The organism is Desulfofarcimen acetoxidans DSM 771 (assembly GCF_000024205.1).
GTDB classification, from domain to species: domain Bacteria; phylum Bacillota; class Desulfotomaculia; order Desulfotomaculales; family Desulfofarciminaceae; genus Desulfofarcimen; species Desulfofarcimen acetoxidans.
In genome coordinates, this window is the sequence record NC_013216.1 from 813,178 (window position 1) to 837,434 (window position 24,257).

The following is a 24,257-nucleotide window of genomic DNA, read 5'->3' on the forward strand; positions in this document are numbered from 1 at the left end:
TTGTGTCCCTATGGACATAAAAAAGGGGGCTCCTAAAAGGGAGCCTCCTTATATCTGGGCTTTGTTTTTGGGGAAGAATGATATATGATTGCAGCTAACAATTTGAAAAAAATTACTTAACTTTTAACAATCGGCTTGCCTAAAGGTATAATTGTTTTACCGTAAGCGGTATTTAAAACAATGCCTGCTGCGGTGTATAAACCGAAAATGCCGCCGGTTAAAAGTAATTTTCCTGCGATTGGAGCATATACTGCTTTGTCAATTGCTCCCATATCAAATAAAGCAACCATTAATACAGCCGGGTCTAAGGCTAATACAACAACAAGTAAGGATAAAGGGGATTTGAAATAAGCAGGGGTGAAAGCTATTAAGGCAATTGCCAGCGGCAACCAGGCCCACCCGTCAATCTTTGCATCAATATGCCAGCCGTATTGCGCGGCAAAGAATTTTAATATGAGTTCCATTCCCGATGCCAGCATAAAAAAGGCGGAGAAATATAGAAATACGTTGCCGCCTGTGGTATTTCCCTCTTTTAACTCAATGAGAGCAACTATAACTTGAACAACAAAACCGCCGATTAACCAGCAGCCCAGCAGTCCAATGGCTCCATGGCTGACGCGGCCGGTAAAAATGGCGAAGAATGTAAAGCAAGCCATGGCTAATGCCACTAAACCTGCAGGGCCGGGATTGGCCCAATCGTGACCTTTTGACATAAAGAAAAATCCCTCCTGTTTGATAAGTTATTCTACTGCAAATTAATTACAAAGAATTGGAATTTTTCACCCCCCGCCAGACTGTTTTTAAATGCAACATTAGTTCTTGAAAATTTACACAACTTAAATATGCAAAAATTATGGCAAAGGAAAAGTTAATTAATTAAATAGTTGATTATTCGGGGTAAATGGTTTTTTTGACGGGGCCAGCGGAAAATAAAAGGCTAAAAAAAGAAAGAAGGCCAACCGGTTAGGTTACCGGCTGCCGCCTTAAAGTGTCACTGGTTAAAATCATGTCATTAATTGTTGACTGCACTGGGCAGAATGCCTTTGACAGGCTGGTAATTTTCATAGTTTATATCAGGGAAAATATTATTTTGATATTCTAAATAATACAGCCAACCGGTATCAATCCGGTTGTATTTTATTTCTTCATATAATCTGTTGAAATTCACGAGATGCTGCTTGGTCCGCTTAATGGCGTAGTTAACCATGGTGTTTGTACTTATTATAAAGGCCCAGTCGCTGCTTTGGGCCAGAAGCAGTTCCCTGGCCGCTTGGTTTAACGCACGCCTTAAATCACCTTCTGCCTGCGGATAGTTTTTAGCCAGTTCTACCATTCTTTCACTTGCGGCGTGCAAATGACGGTAAATCCAGTCATTAGAGGTATTCAGCCATACCTCGTTATAGCCTTTATTGCCCCAGGTGGATGCACAGGGTGTGGCTATCTGATTGCAGGGAAACATTTTAAGATATTCACCGGGTGTTATCAATTTGACCGTATCCTGGTCATAGGCCATTTTTCTGATTAAATAATTTAACCACAGGGGACCTTCATACCACCAGTGACCGAAAAGTTCCGCGTCATAAGGAGCAACAATGATAGGAGGCCTGTCCATTAGCGTTGTCAGGTGCCTTACTTGCAATTCACGATTGAACATAAAGTTTCCGGCGTGAGTTGCGGCTATGCGGTCGGCCAACCGGGGATCATAAACCTGTTTGTCATGTGTTTTACCGGTGATGCGATAATATTTTATACCTGTATGTATCCGAATACCGTCCGGGTGAATATAAGGCTTAATATAATCAAAATCCAAATCAAAGCCTATATCCCGGTAGAATTCACGGTAGGTGCCGTCTCCCGGATAACCTTCATCTTTACTCCAGACTTGTTTTGAGGATTCTATATCACGCCCGAAAGCAGCTACCCCGCTGGGACAAAAAATAGGAGCAAAAACACCAAAACGCGGCCGGTGCGAGGCATACATAATGCCGTGAGTGTCTACAAAGAAAAACTTGATATTAAATTCTTTTAATATTTTATCTATGCCCGGAGTATAGCCGCACTCTGGAAGCCATATGCCTTCCGGAGGTTGTCCGAGATGTTTTGTATGCAGGTCGATGGCGGTTTTAATCTGTCCCCTGGCGGTTTCCTGGTGCAGCATCAGCGGAAAAAAACCGTGAGTAGCCGCGCAAGTAGTTATTTCCAGCCGGCCGGCATCCATAAATTTTTTAAAAGCACTGACCAAATTGCGATTATACCTGCCGCAGAATATTTCACGGGCTTCATGAAGGCGATCTCTGTACATTTTAGCCACTTCGTGAAAAGGACTGCCGTAGGTGCGGCCCAATTCTTTTTCCACTAACTCAATAAGTTTATTGAGGTGTTTAATATATCTATCCTGCAGTAAGGGATCTGTTAACATAGATAAGAGTGGCGGTGACATGGAAAATGTTATTCGAAATGGTACATTGTCGTAAACTAAACTGTCGAAAACAGATATCAAGGGAATATAAGTCTCTGTAATGGCTTCGAACAGCCATCTTTCTTCCAGAAAATTTTCGTGTTCCGGGTGCCTTACATAGGGCAGGTGTGCATGTAAGACCAGTGACAGGTAGCCTTGGGGCATTTTCTTCACCTTTTCATGAGTTATTTAATGTTTTGGGTTTTCCTGATGAAATCCTGGGGAACTGACACCGCTGGGTATAATGCCTCCTGTAGGACCTAATTGCTCCAATAGGGCGGCTGAACTGAGACCATACTTCCACTTTCCCATATAGCGATAAATTCCTTCAATCCACATCCATTCCTCATCCAGGCATTCGGACAAGGCAACCCTGGGTGTAGTGACAACATTTGATCTGAGTAATGTAATGAATCTGCCGTCAGATAACTTTCTTCCTATGTCCACGCAAAAGGAGCAGTTTGCTTTGCCGACATTAATATGCCAGCTATCAGCATCATCATTTACAGATATGTCAAGATAGCTGTTAGCATTTTCCCCGTTAAAACAAACACCGGTCACATCATAGACACGCAGGACGGGATGGGAATTTTCCCAGGCATTAAAGCCCAGATTATGATAGAATTCCTCCTGTTTGGTAGCTGTAATTTCCCAATAAGCATACAGCCAATCAGGATCACGTACCATTAAAACCATGCGGTCGAAGCCGTAAGCTTGGGGAAGGTGCAGTTCAGGCTCCTTATGTGCTGAGGGTTCTGTGTATTTAATTTGTACAGGTGCTAATTCTTCGCTGGTTTCCTGTGCAAAATCGCCTGGCTTTTTACTTGCATGCTTGCTCTGGCGCTGAATAATTTGTTTATAAACGATAAATGCTGCCAGAAATAATACTGCTACCCCGATTATCCATGGAACAATGGTAGTCATGGAGTGCCCTCCTTTAATAAAAATAGTAGCAAAAAAACTGTTAGGTTTTCTTAATGCATAGGCTTTATTATTATTGCCAGTAGGCGTTCTTTTATTAACAAAAAGTCGCTTTTGAGAATTTAAAAATAAATGTTTTTTTGCGATGTTTAAGATAGTTTGTAACGATAAAGAATTAATATGCTATAATAAAGTCACAATATAAAGTGTTATAATTAGAATTATTTAGAAAAATCAAATTATGAATGACAAGGATAGGAGTGTTGATGTGCTGCCAAATCCCAGTGAACAGGAAATTAAGTTCTTGCTGCAAAACAGTAAAAAAATCGCTATTGTTGGTTTATCCAATAAACCGGAACGGGACAGTTATATGGTGGCTGCTTACCTAAAAAAACAGGGTTACAAAATATTTCCTGTTAATCCTGGCATTAAAGAAGTATTAGGTGAAAAAGCTTATCCTTCGTTATCAGATATTCCTGAGCCGGTGGATATAGTTAATATTTTTAGACGCAGTTCTGATGTACCCCCGATCATTGCTGAGGCCATTCGCCTGAAAGAGAAGTCGGTTTGGCTGCAGCTAGGCATAGTTAATGAAGAAGCAGCCCAGGCCGCCAGAGCAGCCGGACTTACAGTGGTAATGGATCGCTGTATTAAAGTAGATCATTACAGGCTGCTCTGTGAAATTTAATATATGTCTCAATTGAAGAAAAATAGAAGAGCGGCAGAAATCTTAAAAAAACTGGCAGAGCACTATCCTGACGCAACTACTGCTCTTAATTTTAGTAATGAATTTGAACTGCTGGTGTCTGTTGTCCTGTCGGCTCAGAGCACAGATAAGCAGGTTAATCAGGTTACGCGGGAGTTGTTTCAAAAATATCGTACGCCGGAGGACTTTGCGGTTCTCGCACCGGAGGAACTGGCGGAAGAAATTAAAGGTTGCGGCCTATATAGAAACAAGGCGGTTTTTTTAGTGCAAATTGCCAAACAATTGGTATCTGACTATAATTCCCGTGTACCGGCAAACAGACAGCAACTGGAAGCACTGCCCGGAGTAGGCAGAAAAACCGCCAATGTAGTCTTGAGCCTGGCCTTTGGACAGGACACTTTAGCTGTAGACACTCATGTGCACAGGGTTGCCGCCAGATTAGGCCTGGCCTCGGGTAAAAATACTCTGCAGACAGAAAAGGAACTTTTGGATGTTATCCCTTTACTGCAAAGAAAGGATTTTCATCACCGGCTCATTACACACGGGCGAAAGCTATGCAAGGCCAGAAAGCCTCTCTGCAGTTCTTGTTTTCTCAGTGATTTGTGCCCAAGTAACCCGTTGCAACCACCTGGCAGCGTTTTTTAACATTACACAGAATATATCTTGAAAAATAACTGATACGCGGGGTAAGCTTTTATTGAAGCTAGTTCAGCCACGCTGCTGGAGGGACATAAAATTTGCATATTGTTTTAGTTGAACCGGAAATTCCAGCCAATACAGGCAATATCGTGCGCACCTGTGCCGCTACCTCTTCTGTTTTGCATCTGGTGCGCCCTTTGGGGTTTTCTACTGAGGATAAATATTTAAAACGGGCGGGTCTGGATTACTGGTATTTAGTAGAGATATATTATCACGACAGTTTTGAGGCTTTAAAGGAAAAATACCCGCTTGGCACTTTTTATTATGTCAGTACCAAGGCTGCCAGGCACTATTGTGATGTTGAGTACGGTCCTGGTGATTTCTTGGTATTTGGCAAGGAAACCAGAGGATTGCCGGAAAGTTTATTGCAGGCCAACAGCGGGAACTGTGTGCGCATACCCATGGTTTCTGACGCCCGCTCGTTAAATTTAGCCAATTCTGTAGCTATTGTTTTATATGAAGCCTTAAGACAGCAGGCTTTTGCCGGCTTAGAGACAGCAGGCAGGGTCAACCCGCAATTGCAAGGTACTTGTACGAAGCCTTAACAGGGAAGGTTAAACATAATTAATCTTCTTACTAAATATTTAAAAATATGTAATTGAGGTGATTTAATGGATATAACGGTTAACGAATTACAAAAAACTTTAGAAGAGCAAGGCTATATCTGTGATATGGATTTGGCTACGACCATATTCTTATCCCTGAAACTGGAGAAACCGCTTCTGGTGGAAGGGGCGCCGGGTGTTGGAAAAACGGAAATTGCCAAGGTATTAAGCCAGGCTTTTGGTTTAAAGCTAATCCGCCTGCAGTGCTATGAAGGTCTGGATGAAAATAAGTCTCTTTACGAGTGGAATTACCAGCGTCAACTTTTAAAAATTCAAATTCTAAGGGGCCAGGAAGCATGCAGCGATATAGAAAATGATTTGTTTAATGAAGAGTATTTGCTGGAAAGGCCTCTCTTAAAAGCCATTAGGTCCAAGGAAAAGGCTGTGCTCCTGATTGATGAGTGCGACAAGGTTGATGAACCCTTTGAAGCCTTTTTATTTGAAATACTGTCGGATTTTCAGGTCTCTATACCTGAACTGGGCACTTTGACTGCCCGCAACATACCCATAGTTGTTCTGACCAGCAACGGGGAGAGGGAAATCTCTGACGGATTAAAACGGCGCTGCATTTATCTCTATATAAATTACCCTTCAGTAGAAAAAGAAGTAAAGATTTTAAGGACCAAAGTTCCCGAGGCGGGAGAAAAGCTTTCCCTGCAGGTGGCCAGAGCTGTAGGCTATATCAGAAATAATCTTGATTTGATCAAGCAGCCTTCTATCTCAGAGTCGATAGACTGGGCCAGAGCGCTGGTTGCTTTAAGTGCCAGTTCCATTGATGAGAAGGTGTTGGCGCAGACTTTAAGTGTATTATTGAAGAATAATGAGGATATGCAAACAATACAAAGGGCCGGTTTGGACAGCGTAGCAGTTGCCGCCAGGGATAACCCGGAAAAAGTTCAGTCCAAGCCGGCCAAGGGAAACTCCCTTGAACAGTCAAAATGCCATTGCAGCGGCCACGGGCATTAGATGCAGGCCGGGAGGTGCGGATGAACAATCAAAAGTATACTCAAATTCTTTCAGAAATAAGCAGCAAGGATAATAAATCTTTGGAGTATATGGTAGCCAGGTTTGCACATATCCTGAGACATTTGGATGTCCGGGTGAGCGCCTCAGAAACCATAGATGCTTTAAGGGCTTTATCCATAATTAACATCATGGACAGAGATCAAGTTAGAGCAGCTTTAAGAGGCACTCTGGTCAAAGGGGAAATGGAACATAGAATTTTTGACCTGGCTTTTAATAATTTCTTTCTCCCGCCTGAAGAAAAAGCCAGCCTGCGCCTGGAAGAGAAGTTGGCCGAGCAGGATCGTCTGGCCAGCCTGCAGGAAGCAGAGGAGGACTTTTTGGCCAGTATGCAGGACGGAGAGTTTCCCTGGAGTGAGGAATTATTGAAGAATATCAGGCTGACCAGGGAGCAGAAAGAAACTTATGCTCACCTGCCGGAAAAAGAAAAGCAAAGATTAAAAGAAATCCTGACCAGTTTCCAGGGCAATAATATCAACAATCCTGATACTTTGATAGCTCAGGTGGCCGAATCTTCCTTAAATTTCTGGCGTTATCATATGCTGAAGAATAATGAGGATTTCGATGAGCCGGAGCCTCTTGCTCCAGACAGGTTAACCGGCGAGGAAGAGATGGATGAGGTAATCGAAAGAGTAAGCGCCGAGTTTTTCCGTGACGCGGGCGATAATATAATGTATCAGGATATGAAGAATATTTCGGATGAAAACTTGCCCCGTGTCATGTCCCTGATCAAAAAGATGACCAAGAAGCTGGTAACAAGAGTTTCCCGCCGTACCAGGTTCAGTAAAATGAAAAAAACCATAGACATCCGGCGCAGCATTCGCCAGAATATAAGTTACGGGGGCATTCCTCTGGAACTGCGCTACCGGGCCAAAAGGATTCAAAAGCCGCGCCTGTTATTGATTTGTGACGTATCTGCCTCCATGGCCCGCTACGCCAGGTTTGTGATCCAGTTTATATACGGTCTTTCCAACGCGGTGAAAGATATTGAAAGTTTTATTTTTTCTGAGGATCTGGAACGCATAACCCCCATGTTTAAAAGAAAAAAAGGTTTTGCTGATACCATGACTGAAATCATCAACCAGAGCGGCATATGGGGTCAGGCAACCGATTTTAACCGGTCATTAGAGACTTTTGGGCAGAGATATCAAAATTTATTAACAAGTGAAACATATTTGATAATTATGAGCGATACAAAAACTCTGGCGGTTGAACAGGCTGCTTTTCGCCTGAAGCAGATGAAAAAGAACCTCAGGGGTGTAATATGGCTGAATACTTTGCCCAGAAATGAATGGATACAATATAAATCAGTCTTTATTTTTCAACAGCAGTCCCGTATGTTTGAGTGCAATACGCTGGCTCACCTGGATAAAGTTATGCGCAGTCAAATTTTCTCTGTTTGAATTGATATTTTTGCAGGAATTTATAGAATAGTGTCGAAATTATAATAAATTATGTCTTCGATTACCCGCATAGGATAGTTTTTAATGAGGTGATTTGCGTGACAGCAGGGAAAGCAGCCGCAATTGCAAAGGGATCTTCCAGGGAAGCCGTACAGGCACATGATTTTCATGCGCACGAACTGATAGTAAAAGAAGTGCCGGTTCTCAATGCCATTTACAATGTTGTAATTGCTGTTGATTATTCCGGCAAAATTATTGTTTATAACCACGGTTGTGAACGGCTGTTTAAGGTTCCGGCGGAAAAAGCGATGGGACGCTTTGTATCGGAGGTAGTCCCCATGACCGGTTTGTTAAAGGTTTTAAAAACCGGTAATTCGCATATAGGTCGTAAATTTGTACAGGGAAATTCTCTTTATATTGTTAACAGGACTCCGATTTTACATGACAACAAGGTTGTCGGAGCAGTAGGTGTGGCACAGGACATTACGGAATTGCAGCAGATAGCCAACGAGCTGAATTCTGTCAATGAGATGAAATCAACTTTAGAAACCATAATAGATACAGGACATGACGGTTACCTGGTAGTCAATAAGGAAGGGTATGTCATAACGCTGAACAAAGCATATGCTGAGTTGATCGATATTAACCCTGAAGATGCTATCGGAAGGCATATAAAAGAAGTAATTCCTGAGACAGAATTGCATCTTGTATCTCAAACAGGTAAAACGCAAATCGGCGAGGTTTTGAGAGTTAAAGGACGGGAAGCAGTGGTTATGCGCTACCCGATAAATAAAGACGGGCGGATTATCGGTGCCGTCAGCAAGGTAATGTTCAGGGATGTCAATCAGTTCATTACCTCGGCTAAAACAGTCTATTCTTCACAAAGGCGTATTAAAGGTGAGCCTGAACAGTGGGCCAGTGCCCGCTATACAGTTGACAATCTAATAGGTAAAAGTCATCCCATGCTGCGGCTGAAAGAAACAGTCAGGCGGGTGGCTTTAGGTCCCTCCACTGTATTGATTCGCGGTGAGAGCGGTACAGGTAAAGAGCTTTTGGCTCATTCCCTGCATGTTGGATCTAATCGCTGCCTGGGCCCGTTTGTTAAGGTTAATTGCGCCGCTGTACCGGAAAACCTGTTGGAGTCGGAATTATTCGGCTATGTGGAAGGGGCTTTCACCGGAGCTAAAAAAGGCGGGCAAATAGGCAAATTTGAGCAGGCTAACGGGGGCACTATTTTCCTTGATGAGATAGGGGATATGCCGCTTTTAATGCAGGCCAAGCTATTAAGAGTGCTTCAGGAGAAGGAAATAGAGAGATTGGGCGATAACCGTGCCCGTCATGTTGAGGTACGGGTTGTTGCCGCTACCAACCGGCCGTTGGAGCAAATGATTGCAGACAATACTTTCCGGGAAGATTTGTATTATCGCCTTAATGTAGTCACACTGCAAATACCCTCCTTGCGTGAAAGGATAGATGATTTAAAAGACTTGGTTGAATATTTTCTGGCTAAATATAATCATGCCTTTGGTCTCAATATAACAGGTCTTTCCGCTGATGCCCTTGAGCTTTTTGAAAATTACAATTGGCCGGGCAATGTGCGGGAGTTGGAAAATGTGGTGGAAAGAGCTTTTAATCTGGTTGACGGGCATATCATTGATGTGATGCACCTGCCGCCTTATTTGCAAAAATTCGGTAAGAGCAAACGGCACTCAATTAATAAGTCGCTTCCCTCGCTGCTCGAACAGGTGGAGAAAGAAGCCATTGCCGACGCCCTTTCAGTCACTAACGGCAATAAGATGCAGGCTGCTAAGATTCTGGGCATATCGCGGGCCTGGTTGTACAAGAAAATTGCCCAGTACGGAATAAAAGCATAAGAAATTAAAGGCCGCTGCTGTTAAAGGCAGGGGCCTTTCCTGTACTCTAAGAAATTATGCTTATTATAAATCCGTGGATACGTTAAGGTTAGTATTACATAATTTCCAACTAGCACTTGTGGCTGCTCGAAAGTCGCTTTAAGCGACTTTCTTGGTTACCCGGTAGGAAAAGTTCTGTTAAAGGTAGAAATATAATGGTAGAATTATATCAAACGCTGGAAGATCGGAGGGGTGTTTTTGCCTTCTTTTGTTCATCTTCATGTGCATACTGAGTATAGCTTGCTGGACGGGGCGGCCCGGATTAAAGAAGTGGTGAAAAAGGCCAAATCCCTGGGCATGTCTGCTTTGGCCATAACTGACCACGGGGTTATGTTCGGGGTGGTGGACTTTTTTAAGGCCTGTAAAAAGGAAGGCATCAAGCCTATCCTGGGCTGTGAGGTTTATGTGGCGCCGCGCAGCAGGCATGATCGCACACCCAGAGTGGATGACAACCTCTACCACCTGGTATTGCTGGCTAAGAATGAAACAGGCTACAGAAATCTGCTCAACCTGGTTTCCATAAGTTTCACTGAAGGGTTCTATTACAAGCCAAGAGTGGATAAAGAAGTTCTGGCTATGTACAGTGAGGGATTGATTGCCTTGAGCGGTTGTATTGCCGGGGAAGTGGCCGAGTATATTTTAAAAGACTTGCCTGAGCAGGCTAGGGCTGCCGCTGCTGAATACCTGAAAATTTTTGGTGAGGACAATTACTACCTGGAAATCCAGGATCACAGTTTCCCCGAGCAGAAAAAAGCCAATCGGGAACTGGTAAAAATAAGCGAAGAGCTGAATATTCCGCTGGTGGCTACCAATGATGTGCATTATGTGGCTAAAGAAAACGCTGAAATGCAGGATGTATTGCTTTGCATCCAGACCGGTAAAACAGTGGATGACCCTAAAAGAATGAAATTCCAATCCCAGGAGTTTTACCTGAAAAGCCCGGAGGAAATGGCGGAGCTTTTTCCTGAGCTGCCGCAAGCGCTGCAAAATACAGTGTCAATAGCTGATAAGTGTGAGATAAGCATGGAGTTTGGCCAACTGCACCTGCCTTTTTACCAGGTGCCGGAGGGGCATACTGTGGAAAGCTATTTAAGGGAACTGTGCGAAAAAGGTTTGCTGGACAGGTACGGGGCGGCACCCGAGGAAAGTGTCAGGCAGAGAATGGAATTCGAGTTATCCGTTATCGAGCAAATGGGTTATTCGGCTTATTTTTTAATTGTCTGGGACTTCATAGATTATGCACGGCAAAACGGTGTTCCGGTGGGCCCTGGCCGCGGCTCGGCAGCCGGCAGCCTGGTATCCTATGTGTTGGGAATTACTAACCTGGATCCCTTAAAATATGACCTGCTGTTTGAAAGGTTTTTGAACCCGGAACGTGTCTCAATGCCGGATATTGATATAGATATATGTTATGAACGCCGGAATAAAGTAATTGAATATGTAGTGCGGAAATACGGGGCTGAACGGGTAGCCCAGATAGCCACTTTCGGTACCATGGCGGCTAAAGGAGCTATTCGTGATGTCGGGCGGGCTTTAGCCATGTCCTACGGTGAAGTGGACAGGGTAGCCAAGCTGGTGCCGGCCGAGCTGCATATGACCATTGAGAAGGCTTTAAGTGAGAACCAGGACTTGTTGGAAGCTTACAATAATGAACCGGAAGTGCGCAGGCTGATTGATACTGCCAAAGGCTTGGAAGGCATGCCCCGCCATGCCTCTACTCACGCAGCCGGCGTGGTAATTACCAAACAGCCTTTGACCCATTACCTGCCCTTGTATAAGTCCACGGACGGTCCGGTAACTACCCAGTTTGCCAAGGAACCGGTGGAAGAACTGGGGCTGTTAAAAATGGATCTTCTGGGATTGCGCACCCTGACTGTTATAGCCGATGCTGTGGCAGAGGTAAATAAAAGAGCCGGTTCCCCTCTGGATATTGACAAAATTACACTGGAAGATAAAAATACCTTTGATCTTTTATCCCGGGGTGAGGGTATTGGTGTGTTTCAGTTAGAAAGCAGTGGCATGAGAGCTATTCTGCGCGATTTAAAACCGGAGGTTTTTGAGGATATTGTGGCCCTGGTGGCCCTTTACCGGCCCGGTCCTTTGGGCAGCGGTATGGTTGACGATTTTATCAAAAACAAGCACGGGTTGCAAAAGGTTTCCTATTTGCATCCTATCCTGGAACCGATATTGAAAGACACTTATGGGGTTATCCTCTACCAGGAACAGGTAATGCGTATCTCCAGCGACCTGGCCGGTTTTAGTCTGGGTGAGGCGGATCTTTTGCGCCGGGCTATGGGCAAGAAAAAACCGGAGGTAATTGCCGGTCTGCGTTCTCAATTTATGGAGGGCGCGGCTAAAAAAGATGTGGACCCGGAAGTCGCCGGTAAAGTATTTGATTTGATGGAGTTTTTTGCCGGTTACGGCTTCAATAAGAGCCACAGCGCAGCTTATGCACTGGTTTCTTACCAGACTGCTTATTTAAAGGCCAATTACCCGGCAGAGTTTATGGCTGCTCTTTTAACCTCGGTTAGAGACAACTCTGACAAGGTAGCAGTCTATATTGAAGAGTGCAGGCGCATGGGCATAGTAGTTTTGCCGCCCGATGTCAATGAAAGCCGGGATGGTTTTACGGTAGTCGGCGATAAAATTCGTTTTGGCCTGGCGGCAATGAAAAATGTCGGGCTGGCAGCTGTCTATTCGATTATTTCCATGCGTGAGCAAGGCGGGCCGTTCAAAAATTATGCTGATTTTTGTAACCGTTTGGATACCAGAGTAGTTAACCGGAGAGTGCTGGAGAGTTTGATTAAAGGCGGGGCCTTTGATTCTTTGGGTCACAGGCGGGCCCAGCTTATGGCTGTGGTCGATACCGGCCTGAGCATTGCCCAACAGGCACAGCGGGATAGAAACAGCGGGCAAATGTCGCTTTTTGAATTTTTGGAAGAAGAGGAAGAATATAATTTGTCTTTTGTATTGCCTGATATTGCTGAGTATCTCTACAGTGAAATGCTGGCTCTGGAAAAAGAATCATTGGGACTGTATATCAGTGGGCATCCCCTGGCCGAATACCGTGAGGTATTACGCCAAAACGATACTGTTAATGCGGGGGAATTGCCGGATTTCACCGAAGGCGAGACAGTGGCGCTGGGCGGCTTAATTATAAATTACAAACAGATAACCACCAAAAAAGGCGATGCTATGGCCTTTGTCAATCTGGAGGATTTAACCGGGGTAGTTGAAGTGGTGATTTTTCCGCGTATCTTCAAACAATACCGGCAATTGCTGCAGCCTGACAGGGTCGTACTGGTTAAGGGCAGAGTAAACCAGGCCGGTGAGGAAATAAAAATAATTGCCGAGGAAGTATCCTCTTTAGTTAAAACGACACAGGGGGATTTATACCTGCAGTTTATTAAGCGGGATATGCAGACAGTTAAACAGGTGCAGCTTATATTGCAAACTTATCCGGGTAATAATCATGTATACTTATATTTTCCGCAGGAGAAAAAATTAGCGAAAACCTCGGAAAACTATTGGGTTAATTTGGACAGTGAAGTGGTCAAAGAACTGGAGCAGGTACTTGGGGTTTCTAACGTCAGGATAAAGCAAAAAGCCCCGGCTCAAGAAGCAGTTTCTTTATAAAACAGATTTAAGCATGAAAAAACGATAATTTAGCGCGCAATTATCCAATTTAAGCAGGATTAGCTTGTCAAACAGGTAAAGTTGTGATATGATATGCTTGAAAAAAAAGGAAATGATGATTCAGAGGTGATAATGTGCCGGATGGTAAAAACCATGAGGAATATGTAGTAATCAAGGCCAAGGAAAACGGGGTAACCATTATCGGTTTAACCAGGGGTAAGGATACTAAATTTCATCATTCTGAGAAACTTGATAAGGGCGAGGTAATGATTGCCCAGTTTACAGAACATACCTCGGCTATAAAAATAAGAGGCCGGGCGGAAATATTAACAAAACATGGCAAGATGCACACAGATGAGTAGTATCCAGGGTCTTGGCTCTGGATATACCTTTTTTATACTCTAAGAAATTATGCTTATGATTGGCTGTTCGAAAGCCGCTTAACGCGACTTTCTTCTTTAAAAAATAGAGGATTTTATTTATTAAGGTAGAAAAGATATCAGTGATATATGTTTTTGTGGGGGGGCTTTAGGCTGTGTGGACAGTGGTATATATTGCACCAAACCAGAAAGTGGCTGATAAACTTCAGCGCAAATTAACCGCTGAGGGTTTGCTGGTGAAACTACGCCCTATCGGACAGGTACAGCCTGATTCCGTTTACTCGGTAGAAATTCTTGTGCCTGAGTCTGAGGTAAACGAGGCTTTGGATATTATTAATTTGGGTTAGTTTTTCAGCGCAGGGGAGAGTGAGTTTTTGGTTTTAGATATTTTCCGCAAGCAAAAATATGTTACCTTACATCCTGAAACTAAACGGGAAATTCCCGAAGGACTTTGGGTTAAATGTGATCGCTGTGGGGAAATACTGTACAATAAAGAGCTTGATAAGAATTTCAAGGTATGTGAGAAATGCGGATTTCATTTTCGCCTTTCCTCCAGAGAACGGTTGCAGATGACCATAGATGAAAACAGTTTTAATGAATTTGACAGCGAACTTATCTCGGTGAATCCTCTGGGTATTGCTGATTATAGTGAGAAGCTGGTTGTTGCCAGAGAAAAAACAGAATTAAACGAAGCAATTGTTACCGGTGAAGGTGCCATTGAGGGTCAAAGAGTTGTCCTGGCTATTATGGACGCCCGTTTTATTATGGGTAGTATGGGTGCTGTGGTAGGTGAGAAGTTCACGCGAGCCGTGGAAACCGCCATAGAAAAAGGATTGCCTTTTCTGGCTTTTACCGCTTCCGGCGGTGCGCGCATGCAGGAAGGGTTATTGTCACTGATGCAGATGGCCAAGACCACTGCAGCTTTAGCAAAGTTAGATCTTTCCGGCGGCTTGTATATTTCTGTTATGACTGATCCGACTACCGGTGGTGTAAGTGCCAGTTTTGCCTCTGCAGCCGATATCATTGTTGCTGAGCCGGGAGCTTTAATTGGTTTTGCCGGGCCCAGGGTTATTGAGCAGACTATACGTCAAAAGCTTCCTGAAGGGTTTCAGAGAGCCGAATTTGTCCGTCAACATGGTTTTGTTGATAAGATTGTCAGCCGGCAGCAGATGAAATCTTTTTTAGCTAAATTGCTTAGGCTGCACCGGCAGGAGGAGAAATAAAATGCCCGGCACTGTTTTAGAATTTGAAAAGCCTATACTGGAACTGGTGGAAAAGATCTCTGAATTAAAGAATTTCAGCAGCCAGACCGGTATTGATTTAGTATCAGAAATAGATATTCTGGATAAAAAGGCACGGGAACTGAAGAAGTCCATATACGGCAATCTTACGCCCTGGCAAACGGTTTTGCTGGCACGCCACCCGAACCGGCCTAATGCTTTGGAATATATAAATATGATTATAGATGACTATATCGAACTGCACGGTGACCGCTGTTACGGAGACGACCCGGCAATCACAGGTGGCATCGGCTACTTCTGCGGTTACCCTGTTACTGCCGTAGGTATTTTAAAAGGTCGGGAAACCAAGGAGAATTTGGCCAGAAATTTTGGCATGCCTCACCCGGAAGGTTACCGGAAGGCAATGCGCTTAATCCGGCAGGCAGAAAAATTCGGCCGCCCGGTTATCTGTTTTATTGATACTCCCGGTGCCTATTGCGGCATGGGAGCGGAGGAAAGGGGACAGTCCGAAGCCATAGCCAGCAGCCTGGTATTGCTGTCGAAGATTAAAGTGCCGGTTGTGAGCATAGTTATCGGAGAGGGCGGCAGCGGCGGGGCTCTGGCTTTAGCCGCCGGGGATCGAATATTAATGCAGCAGCATGCCGTATTTTCCATTATCTCACCGGAAAGCTACGCTATAATTCTCTGGAAGGAATCTTCACGTGCTAAAGATGCGGCTGAAATAATGAAAATAACCGCACGGGATGTTTATGAACTGGGTATTGCCGATGAAATTATTGCAGAACCGCTTGGCGGTGCGCACAGCGCCGGAGAGGAAGCGGCTGCTTTGCTCAAAGAAGCTGTATCCCGGCACTTGCAGCATTTGCGCGAATTGCCGGCAGAAGAACTGCTCTCCGCCAGGTTTAGCAAAATACGCAAAATTGGTTCTGCGGCAATAGGGCAGCAACCAAATATTAACTGACAAAAATTCAAGCAGCTGTGGGTAATAATAAATATATATCCCACGGCTGTTTTTTGTAGAACGAGGAAAATATTCCCTATTATATTATATTCGTGGATAATTTTTAATATTGTTTGAGGAGGGATATAAATTGCAAAGAATAGCAGTATTAACCAGCGGGGGCGATTCATCCGGCATGAACCCGGCTATCCGGGCAGTAACAAGGAAAGCAATTTATCATGGGATAGAGGTTATCGGCATCAAACGTGGTTATACAGGTTTTATTGAGGGGGAGATGTCACTTTTAAACCTGGGCTCGGTAGCAGACATCATACAGAGAGGCGGAACAATGTTATTTTCAGCCAGATCGGAAGAATTCCGGACACCTGAAGGACGAAAAAAGGCTTTTGAAAATGTTGAGAGATTTGGCATCCAGGGCCTAATCGTTATTGGCGGTGACGGCTCCTTTCGTGGTGCAAGGCAATTTCATAAGGAATTCGGTTTGCCTATCATTGGTGTGCCGGGAACAATTGATAACGACATAGTTGGCACTGACTACTCAATAGGTTTTGACACGGCTATAAATACAGTTGTAGATGCAATAAACAAGATCAGGGATACTGCCACCTCGCACGAGCGCACTTTTATAGTTGAAGTTATGGGCAGGGATACGGGTTTTATAGCACTTACTGCCGGTCTGGCGGCAGGTGCCGAATCAATACTGATCCCGGAAAAGCCTTTTTCCATAAATGACATCTGTCACAAACTGATGCAGGGTCATAAAAGAGGTAAGCTGCATAGTATTATACTGGTAGCGGAAGGTGCTTCCGACAGTTTTGATGTAGCCAGCCAGATTAAAGAAAAAACAGGTTTTGACACTAAAGTAATTATTTTGGGACACCTGCAAAGAGGCGGGGCACCGACTGCTTATGAAAGGGTAATAGGCAGCTGTATGGGAGCAAAGGCAGTGGAATTGTTAAGAAACGGTGAGGTTCTTAAGATGGTCGGCATGCAGGCCGGCAAGATTGTGGCCCTGGATATAGAAGATTCAGCCTTGAAAAAGAAACCCATAGATATGGATATGTATGATTTGGCAAACATTTTATCAATTTAAGGGGTGAAATTTGTGCGCCGAACAAAGATCGTTTGTACTATAGGACCAGCCTGCGAGGATGTGGAAATATTAAAAAAAATGATGCAGGCAGGTATGAATGTAGCCAGACTTAATTTTTCTCACGGTACCTATGAAGAGCACGAAAAGAGAATTAAACTGGTGCGACAGGCTGCCATTGAGGGAGGGTATAATATAGCCCTGCTTTTAGACACCAAGGGACCGGAAATTAGAATTGGCAAGTTCAAAGAGGAACCTGTTACTTTAAAAGAGGGTAAAAAGCTTGTTTTGACTACTGAAGAAATACTGGGAGACAGTGAACATATACATATTACTTATTCAGGATTGCCGGCAGATGTTGAGCCGGGCAACACTATTTTGATTGCGGACGGTTTAATAGAATTAAAGGTTCTTAGCACTTCCAAGAAGGAAATTACCTGTGAGATAGTCAACGGCGGTCAACTCACCGGTCAAAAAGGGGTCAACGTACCGGGGGTAAAGGTAAACCTGTCAGCTATGACAGAGCAGGATATTTCCGATTTGAAATTTGGCATCAAACAAAATATGGATTTTATTGCTGCTTCTTTTGTGCGCAAGACCTCTGATGTGCTGGCTATACGTGAGGTATTGGAGGAAGCGGGAGCTGATCTGGATATTATCGCTAAGATAGAAAATCGGGAAGGTGTGGATAATGTTTCTGATATCATCAAGGTTGCCGATGGTATTATGGTAGCCAGAGGTGATTTGGGAGTAGAGATACCTGCCGAAGAGGTTCCTTTGCTGCAAAAGAGAATTATCGAAAAGTGTAACAGGCTTGGAAAGCCGGTGATTACCGCTACCCAAATGCTGGAGTCCATGATACAAAATCCCCGTCCAACCAGAGCTGAAGCCAGTGATGTGGCCAATGCCATTTTTGACGGGACAGATGCCATCATGCTGTCGGGGGAAACCGCTATTGGCAAACACCCTGTGGAAGCCGTCAAAACTATGGCCAGGATAGCGGAATGCTCGGAACAGTCACTTAATTATGAAGAAATTTTAAGTAAAAAAAGACAGGTGCAGACCCGTACCGTAACGGATTCGATAAGTTATGCCACCTGTGCAATGGCCCAGGATTTGGGGGCAGCGGCCATTATAACGGCCACACAGACCGGTTATACCTCCATTATGGTTTCTAAATATCGTCCCAAGGCACCGGTTATAGCGGTAACGCCTGTAGAGAGCATATCCAGAAAAATGGCTTTGGTCTGGGGGGTTAAATCAATCTTGACCGTGCCAACGAAAACCACTGATGAGATGATTTCAACAGCGGTTAATTTTACGCTGGCTGCCGGTTTAATTAAGTCAGGTGATCTGCTGGTAATTACCGCCGGTGTTCCGGTAGGTATACACGGCACGACTAATTTAATCAGAGTTCACACTGTGGGAGATATCCTGGCCAGGGGCACCGGTATAGGTGCGCGTGCTGTTACCGGTAAAGTGAGAATTGTGCGTACGGTAAAGGATGCCCAGGAAAATGTTCAGCAGGGCGATATTCTGGTGGCCGAGTCGACTGATAGGGATTATATGCCGGCTATACAGAAGGCGGGAGCTATAATTACTGAAGTAGGAGGTTTAACTTCACACGCTGCTATTGTTGGCCTGCAGTTTGGCATACCGGTGATTGTCGGAGTTGACGGGGCGGTAGGTATTCTGCCTGAAGGGCAGATTGTTACGGTAGACGGGCGCAGAGGCCTGATCTATAGCGGTGAGGCCAGGGTATTATAAAAAATATTGCGTCTTCTTTATAGGGGATGCATTTTTTTTGATACTTTAGGAAATTATGCTTATGATAATTTTGTGGATTAATCATTGGTTAATGTTGCGCAAATTTATGTAGCATAAGCAGGGTTGACACCGCGTAATTTCCATCGAGCATAAGTGCCTGTGGCTGCTTCGAAAGAAGTTAAGGTGTTCGTGCGGCAGGATATTGCACTTTTAATTATTCATATTTTTTAAAACATCAGCATATAAAGCATATTGTGTGCGATTTATAATTTCAAAGCCTTTCCTTGATTTCATAAGCAGCAGTCATATGGATCATAATATTTGTAGCTGTGAAATTAGGGGGAGTATTCAGTGAAGGAAATGATGATGCACTATCTGTCAACTTTGGGTGTTGCCGGTTTATTTATCGCTATATTCATAGAATCATTAGGAGTACCCTTTCCTGGTGGGATAATGGTAGTGTTTGCGGGTTTTATGGTAGGACAGGGCAGGCTAAATTTATACCATGCGCTTTTTTCTGCCGTAGCGGCTTTTGTTCTTGGCTCTATAGTAGCTTTTTTCCTGGGCAGATACGTGGGGGAACCGTTCTTTCAGCGCTGCGGCAAATATCTAAATTTTTCACCCCGCGATCTCAATCAAGCTCAGGTTAGGTTAAAACACTCATCTGCTGTTTTTATTATTTTGGGGAGGTTTATTCCCGGTCTGAGTAATGTTTCACCTTACCTGGCGGGAATCAGCCGTTTGGGATTAGGCAGGTTTATTTTGTATAATTTTATATTTGCCTTGCTTTGGGGAGGTCTGTATTTAGGGATTGGTATATTTTTTGGACATAGATGGAGTTATATCAGCGGTAAGCTTCAGATAGGCTTGCCGGTAGTGGCCATAATTCTATCGCTTATTTATCTGGGCTTTACTTCCATTAAAAAGAAGCTGGCCAGGAAGAAGCTCTAAAACAAAAAATCTTTCGGAGCAGGGAACCCTGAAACGGGGGTGGAAGGTATGCTGGAAGTGTGGGGGGAATCTGGCCAACTGCGGGCTGATGCGGTAATTAAGCTATTTATAAAGAAAAATGAAACAGATAAATATGAAATTTTTGTTGGGGATGAGATTAACCCTATATTTAGTGAACAGGTGATGATATGCTCGCCTGACTTCACTCAAAACATCAGGAGAACTTTGACAAAGATTCTTGAACAGCTGGAAAGCTTGAAGGTATCCAGCGTGCTGGTTCAGTTTAGTATCAGCCAGCCGGCAGGCAGCAGTCCAATAGAGGATATCTTGTTGGCTGAGGTAAGGCGGCACCTGGCAGTAGGCTCCGTTCTGGGCCGGGTTGTTTTTGCAACAGCCGATCAAAAAGTGGGAAAAAGGCTTGAGCAGCTTATTAACAGGAATAATACAGTTTGTCTGGGGGACAGTATAACCTATGGATATCCTTATGATTCTCAGGTTTCCTGGGTAAAATTATTGGCCGACAGGTTGGGCGTAACAATGATCAATAAGGGAGTTAATGGTGATACTTTAAGCCAGATGGCTTCTCGCTTTGAACGGGATGTTATTAGCTGCCGGCCTGCCTTGGTTGTTATTCTTGGTGGTACAAATGATGCTTTTATGGGAGCAGCTTCTGAAAGTGTTGGTTCAGCCATAGCTTATATGGTTGAGCAATCTTTTGCTGCGGGAATTTGTCCTGCGCTCGGCTTACCGGCTGCTGTAACCGGTGAGGGAATTTTATCGGAGGTATCGCCGGAGGAACTTTATAGCGTTGAGACCGAGTTAAAAATTATGCGCAACTGGATTAGGAATTATGCGGAGGAGAATCACCTGCCGTTGCTGGACTTTTACACTCCTTTACTGGCACCCGGGGGAATGGGAGACCCCCGTTATTTTGTTGATGGCTATCATCCCAACCGGGCTGGCTATCGTGAGTTGTCGTTTAGTATTGAAAAAAGTTTGGTTCCCATTATGAATAGAATTTGTTTGCACAACTTCAAGATTTAACTTAATAAAAAATCCTCATATGCTATGTTTTTCACAAAATTGTTGTATAATTAAATTATAAGGTTTTGGCATTTTATCAAGAAAGTCGTTTTAAGCGACTATCGAGCAGCCACAGGCGCTTGTGCTCGATAGAAATTATGCGATACTAACCCTGCTCATACCATATAAATTTGCACAACATTAAACAATGATTTATCCACAGAATTATCATAAGTATAATTTCCTGGAGTATAAAAAGCTTTTGTAATCTTATTGTGAATAGACATCAAAACAAAGGCGGATGTGATCATTACATGAACGGCTTTTCCGTTAGTGATTATGATTTATATTTATTTCATGAAGGTACGCACTACCAGAGCTACAAAATTTTTGGCGCTCATATTGTTGAGCAGAACGGGCAAGCCGGTGTGCGCTTCACTTTATGGGCCCCAAATGCCGGAAGTGTAAGAGTTGTCGGTGATTTCAACAACTGGCAGGGTGATTCTCATGAGATGGTGAAGCTGGACAACTCCGGTATATGGTCACTTTTTGTACCAGGTTTGCGAGAAGGAGATTTATATAAATACCAAATAATTACCTATCAAGGTGAGGTCTTTTTAAAGTCGGATGCTTACGCTTTTTTTTCGGAGCGCAGGCCAGGTACTGCCTCGAGGGTTGCCTCATTGCACGGTTATCACTGGCAGGATGCTTGCTGGTATAAACATAAAAACAGCCGTTCAATTTATAAATGTCCCATGAATATATATGAAGTTCATTTAGGTTCCTGGAGGTGTGGCTTGCCTGAGACAGGCGAGAATGTGTATGAATCGGATCAAAATGACCGTTCTTTGAGTTACAGGGATCTGGCTCAGCAATTAGTTGATTATGTCTATGAGATGGGTTACACTCATATTGAACTGCTGCCGGTTTCTGAGCACCCTTATGACGGTTCCTGGGGCTACCAGGCTACAGGTTATTTTTCCGTAACCAGCAGGTATGGAAATCCCCATGATTTTATGTATTTTGTAGACTGTTGCCATCAAAAAGGACTGGGGGTTATTTTAGACTGGGTACCGGCACATTTTTGCAAGGATGACTGTGGGCTTAGAAGATATGACGGCAGTGCCCTGTATGAAAACGAGAACAGCCTGCGGGGAGAGAACGTTCAGTGGGGTACAGCCAACTTTGATTTTTCCAAGAACGAGGTTTGGAGCTTTCTTATCTCCAATGCTTATTTTTGGTTTGATGTATATCATATTGACGGTTTAAGAGTTGATGCAGTAGCGTATATATTATATCTGGATTACTGCAAACAGCCGGGCCAATGGCTGCCTAATAAGTACAACGGCCCGGAAAACCTGGAAGCTATTGAGTTTATGAAAAAATTAAATCTGGTTATATTTGAGAATTTCCCGGAAGCTTTAATGATTGCTGAAGAAGCAACTCACTGGCCTATGGTAACCTATCCCACTTATCTGGGGGGGTTGGGTTATAATTATAAATGGAATATGGGTTGGATGAACGACATACTGGATTATATGAAATCCGATCCTCTATACAGAAAAGACAAGCACAGTTTATTAACATTTTCCTTAATGTATGCTTTTTCTGAAAATTATGTACTCCCTCTGTCTCATGATGAGGTAGTCCATGGAAAAAAATCTTTAATTAATAAGATGCCCGGTGACTACTGGCAGAAATTTGCCAATCTAAGACTTCTTTACGCTTATATGATGGCCCATCCCGGTAAAAAGTTACTTTTTATGGGCGGAGAATTCGGGCAGTTTATTGAGTGGTCTTATAAAGAAAGTTTGGATTGGCACCTGCTGGTTTATGAAATGCATGGTAAACTGCATTCTTATGTTAAGGACTTAAATCATATATATTTAGATGAAAGATGTTTATGGGAAGAGGACGGTAATTGGAACGGTTTCTCCTGGATCGACCCGCATGACAGCGAGAGAAGTATTATCACTTTTATACGCAGGGCCAGCAATGAGGAGGATTTTATCATAGTTGTATGCAACTTTACACCTGTCGTTAGAGACAGTTACCTTATTGGGGTCCCGCAGGCGGGGGTCTATCAGGAAGTGTTTAACAGTGATAATGAAAAATACGGTGGATCAGGACAAAAGAATAACCGCTTGATTTTTGCCGATGAATTCCCATACCACGGTTTGCCACATTCTATGAGAATAACTATTCCACCTTTGGCTGTTGTATATTTGAAGAGGATAAAGACAAAACAATCATGCACAGGGAGGGGAAAAAATGCGCAAGGAATGTGTCGCGATGCTCTTAGCGGGAGGGAAGGGCAGTCGTTTGGGGATTTTAACTAAAAATCTGGCCAAACCGGCAGTACCTTTTGGCGGTAAATACAGGATTATTGATTTTACCTTGAGCAATTGTTGCAATTCCGGACTTGATACTGTGGGTGTGCTGACGCAATACCAGCCTTTAAAACTAAATTCCTATATAGGCATTGGCAGTCCCTGGAATTTAGATCGCAAAAACGGTGGAGTTACCTTGCTTCCCCCGTATGAGAGAGAGGTAGGTAAGGAGTGGTATAAAGGAACAGCCAATGCAATTTATCAAAATATAAATTTTATAGATGAGTTCAGACCAAAGTATTTACTCGTACTTTCGGGCGACCATATATACAAAATGGATTATTCTTTAATGCTGCAATGGCATAAAGAAAAGAACGCCGATGCAACTATCGCGGTTATTGAGGTGCCTTGGTCGGATGCCAGTAATTTCGGTATATTGAGTACTGATGAAAACGGGCGCATTACTGAGTTTGAAGAGAAGCCTCCGGTTCCTAAAAGCAATTATGCTTCGATGGGTGTATATGTTTTTAACTGGGAACTGCTGGTCAAATATTTGGAAGAGGATGAGCATGATCCTGCCTCCGATAATGATTTTGGTAAAAATGTTATTCCCAAAATGCTGCAGTGCGAACAAAGGCTTTTTGCCTACCCGTTTAAAGATTATTGGAGAGATGTAGGTACTATTGAAAGTTTGTGGCAGGCCCATATGGATTTGCTGCAGGATGAGCCGGCACTGGATCTTTACGATGCCAAATGGCGTATCTATTCACAAAATCCCACAATGCCCGCTCATTACATTTCTTCTACAGCCAGAGTAACTTGCTCGTTAATTAATGAAGGATGTTTTGTTCGCGGCAATGTGCATAATTCTGTTATATTTCCTGGAGTTTATATTGGTGAAGGTGCAGAAATAAAGGACTCAATCATCATGCCCAATGCCATTATCGGTTCTCATGTGAAAATTTATAAGTCTATTATTTGTGAAGCTACAGTTATTCAAGATTATTGTCGTATTGGCATTTGCCAGGCAGAAGTTGAGCATCGTTGCTCCGGATGCGACATTACTGTGGTGGGGGGGAACGGTATGATTGCCAGAGGCACGGTAATACCGGCAGGCCAAAGAGGGAATGGCTGTGATCTGGCAAAATAA

20 protein-coding genes are annotated in these 24,257 nt (G+C 43.7%); 17 read left to right on the top strand and 3 right to left on the bottom strand.

Going from position 1 to position 24,257, the window contains the following annotated elements; genetic code table 11:
• Positions 1–116: 116 nt before the first annotated feature.
• From DTOX_RS03880 to DTOX_RS03890, 3 genes are all read right to left on the bottom strand, one after another.
• Positions 117–713 carry an acetate uptake transporter family protein gene (locus DTOX_RS03880; protein WP_015756426.1) on the bottom strand — a complete coding sequence of 199 codons (597 nt, stop codon included), beginning with the start codon at positions 711–713 and terminating at the stop codon, positions 117–119.
• A 299-nt stretch (positions 714–1,012) separates the two neighbouring features.
• Complete coding sequence (locus DTOX_RS03885; RefSeq protein ID WP_015756427.1) at positions 1,013–2,623, bottom strand: glycoside hydrolase family 57 protein; 1,611 nt, start codon at positions 2,621–2,623, stop codon at positions 1,013–1,015.
• Between the two features lie 24 nt (positions 2,624–2,647).
• Entirely contained in the window at positions 2,648–3,382 is a 735-nt protein-coding gene (locus DTOX_RS03890; protein ID WP_015756428.1) for a DUF4912 domain-containing protein, read from the bottom strand.
• Between the two features lie 238 nt (positions 3,383–3,620).
• Between DTOX_RS03890 and DTOX_RS03895 the strand changes: the two genes are divergently transcribed.
• The 17 genes from DTOX_RS03895 (at position 3,621) to DTOX_RS03975 (ending at position 24,257) form a co-directional block, all read left to right on the top strand.
• A complete protein-coding gene (locus DTOX_RS03895; RefSeq protein WP_042315373.1) occupies positions 3,621–4,067 on the top strand; it encodes a CoA-binding protein in 447 nt (148 codons plus the stop codon).
• 3 nt (positions 4,068–4,070) lie between these two features.
• Positions 4,071–4,730 (top strand): endonuclease III, encoded by a 660-nt coding sequence (gene nth, locus DTOX_RS03900; RefSeq protein WP_015756430.1) that lies wholly within the window; start codon positions 4,071–4,073, stop codon positions 4,728–4,730.
• A 92-nt stretch (positions 4,731–4,822) separates the two neighbouring features.
• Positions 4,823–5,329: a tRNA (uridine(34)/cytosine(34)/5-carboxymethylaminomethyluridine(34)-2'-O)-methyltransferase TrmL gene (gene trmL, locus DTOX_RS03905; protein WP_015756431.1), complete on the top strand. Its 507-nt coding sequence runs from the start codon at positions 4,823–4,825 to the stop codon at positions 5,327–5,329.
• 66 nt (positions 5,330–5,395) lie between these two features.
• Complete coding sequence (locus DTOX_RS03910) at positions 5,396–6,355, top strand: AAA family ATPase (RefSeq protein ID WP_015756432.1); 960 nt, start codon at positions 5,396–5,398, stop codon at positions 6,353–6,355.
• A 20-nt stretch (positions 6,356–6,375) separates the two neighbouring features.
• Complete coding sequence (locus DTOX_RS03915) at positions 6,376–7,815, top strand: VWA domain-containing protein (RefSeq protein ID WP_015756433.1); 1,440 nt, start codon at positions 6,376–6,378, stop codon at positions 7,813–7,815.
• Between the two features lie 98 nt (positions 7,816–7,913).
• A complete protein-coding gene (locus tag DTOX_RS03920) occupies positions 7,914–9,689 on the top strand; it encodes a sigma-54 interaction domain-containing protein (RefSeq protein ID WP_015756434.1) in 1,776 nt (591 codons plus the stop codon).
• Positions 9,690–9,926: 237 nt separating this feature from the next.
• Positions 9,927–13,364, top strand: a complete 3,438-nt coding sequence (locus DTOX_RS03925; protein WP_015756435.1) for a DNA polymerase III subunit alpha — start codon at positions 9,927–9,929, stop codon at positions 13,362–13,364.
• A 134-nt stretch (positions 13,365–13,498) separates the two neighbouring features.
• A complete protein-coding gene (mtrB, locus tag DTOX_RS03930; protein ID WP_015756436.1) occupies positions 13,499–13,726 on the top strand; it encodes a trp RNA-binding attenuation protein MtrB in 228 nt (75 codons plus the stop codon).
• Between the two features lie 173 nt (positions 13,727–13,899).
• Positions 13,900–14,091 carry a hypothetical protein gene (locus DTOX_RS03935; RefSeq protein WP_015756437.1) on the top strand — a complete coding sequence of 64 codons (192 nt, stop codon included), beginning with the start codon at positions 13,900–13,902 and terminating at the stop codon, positions 14,089–14,091.
• Between the two features lie 27 nt (positions 14,092–14,118).
• A complete protein-coding gene (gene accD, locus DTOX_RS03940; protein ID WP_015756438.1) occupies positions 14,119–14,967 on the top strand; it encodes an acetyl-CoA carboxylase, carboxyltransferase subunit beta in 849 nt (282 codons plus the stop codon).
• 1 nt (position 14,968) lies between these two features.
• Positions 14,969–15,946 carry an acetyl-CoA carboxylase carboxyltransferase subunit alpha gene (locus DTOX_RS03945; protein WP_015756439.1) on the top strand — a complete coding sequence of 326 codons (978 nt, stop codon included), beginning with the start codon at positions 14,969–14,971 and terminating at the stop codon, positions 15,944–15,946.
• A gap of 130 nt (positions 15,947–16,076) precedes the next feature.
• A complete protein-coding gene (pfkA, locus tag DTOX_RS03950) occupies positions 16,077–17,039 on the top strand; it encodes a 6-phosphofructokinase (protein ID WP_015756440.1) in 963 nt (320 codons plus the stop codon).
• A 12-nt stretch (positions 17,040–17,051) separates the two neighbouring features.
• Positions 17,052–18,803 carry a pyruvate kinase gene (pyk, locus tag DTOX_RS03955; RefSeq protein WP_015756441.1) on the top strand — a complete coding sequence of 584 codons (1,752 nt, stop codon included), beginning with the start codon at positions 17,052–17,054 and terminating at the stop codon, positions 18,801–18,803.
• 360 nt (positions 18,804–19,163) lie between these two features.
• Positions 19,164–19,754 carry a DedA family protein gene (locus DTOX_RS03960; RefSeq protein WP_242652598.1) on the top strand — a complete coding sequence of 197 codons (591 nt, stop codon included), beginning with the start codon at positions 19,164–19,166 and terminating at the stop codon, positions 19,752–19,754.
• Between the two features lie 48 nt (positions 19,755–19,802).
• Positions 19,803–20,798, top strand: a complete 996-nt coding sequence (locus DTOX_RS21290; protein ID WP_015756443.1) for an SGNH/GDSL hydrolase family protein — start codon at positions 19,803–19,805, stop codon at positions 20,796–20,798.
• 293 nt (positions 20,799–21,091) lie between these two features.
• Entirely contained in the window at positions 21,092–23,116 is a 2,025-nt protein-coding gene (glgB, locus tag DTOX_RS03970) for a 1,4-alpha-glucan branching protein GlgB (protein WP_015756444.1), read from the top strand.
• Positions 23,049–24,257 carry a glucose-1-phosphate adenylyltransferase gene (locus tag DTOX_RS03975; protein WP_015756445.1) on the top strand — a complete coding sequence of 403 codons (1,209 nt, stop codon included), beginning with the start codon at positions 23,049–23,051 and terminating at the stop codon, positions 24,255–24,257. Before glgB ends, DTOX_RS03975 begins: the two co-directional genes overlap by 68 nt.

Bases quoted from the DNA above. Each gene is read 5' to 3' on its own strand.
- DTOX_RS21290 (WP_015756443.1), top strand. From the start codon at position 19,803: ATGCTGGAAGTGTGGGGGGAATCTGGCCAACTGCGGGCTGATGCGGTA.
- DTOX_RS03975 (WP_015756445.1), top strand. From the start codon at position 23,049: ATGCGCAAGGAATGTGTCGCGATGCTCTTAGCGGGAGGGAAGGGCAGT.
- glgB (WP_015756444.1), top strand. From the start codon at position 21,092: ATGAACGGCTTTTCCGTTAGTGATTATGATTTATATTTATTTCATGAA.
- DTOX_RS03895 (WP_042315373.1), top strand. From the start codon at position 3,621: ATGAATGACAAGGATAGGAGTGTTGATGTGCTGCCAAATCCCAGTGAA.
- DTOX_RS03960 (WP_242652598.1), top strand. From the start codon at position 19,164: ATGATGATGCACTATCTGTCAACTTTGGGTGTTGCCGGTTTATTTATC.
- DTOX_RS03910 (WP_015756432.1), top strand. From the start codon at position 5,396: ATGGATATAACGGTTAACGAATTACAAAAAACTTTAGAAGAGCAAGGC.
- DTOX_RS03885 (WP_015756427.1), bottom strand. From the start codon at position 2,623: ATGCCCCAAGGCTACCTGTCACTGGTCTTACATGCACACCTGCCCTAT.
- DTOX_RS03890 (WP_015756428.1), bottom strand. From the start codon at position 3,382: ATGACTACCATTGTTCCATGGATAATCGGGGTAGCAGTATTATTTCTG.
- DTOX_RS03880 (WP_015756426.1), bottom strand. From the start codon at position 713: ATGTCAAAAGGTCACGATTGGGCCAATCCCGGCCCTGCAGGTTTAGTG.
- DTOX_RS03945 (WP_015756439.1), top strand. From the start codon at position 14,969: ATGCCCGGCACTGTTTTAGAATTTGAAAAGCCTATACTGGAACTGGTG.
- nth (WP_015756430.1), top strand. From the start codon at position 4,071: ATGTCTCAATTGAAGAAAAATAGAAGAGCGGCAGAAATCTTAAAAAAA.
- DTOX_RS03915 (WP_015756433.1), top strand. From the start codon at position 6,376: ATGAACAATCAAAAGTATACTCAAATTCTTTCAGAAATAAGCAGCAAG.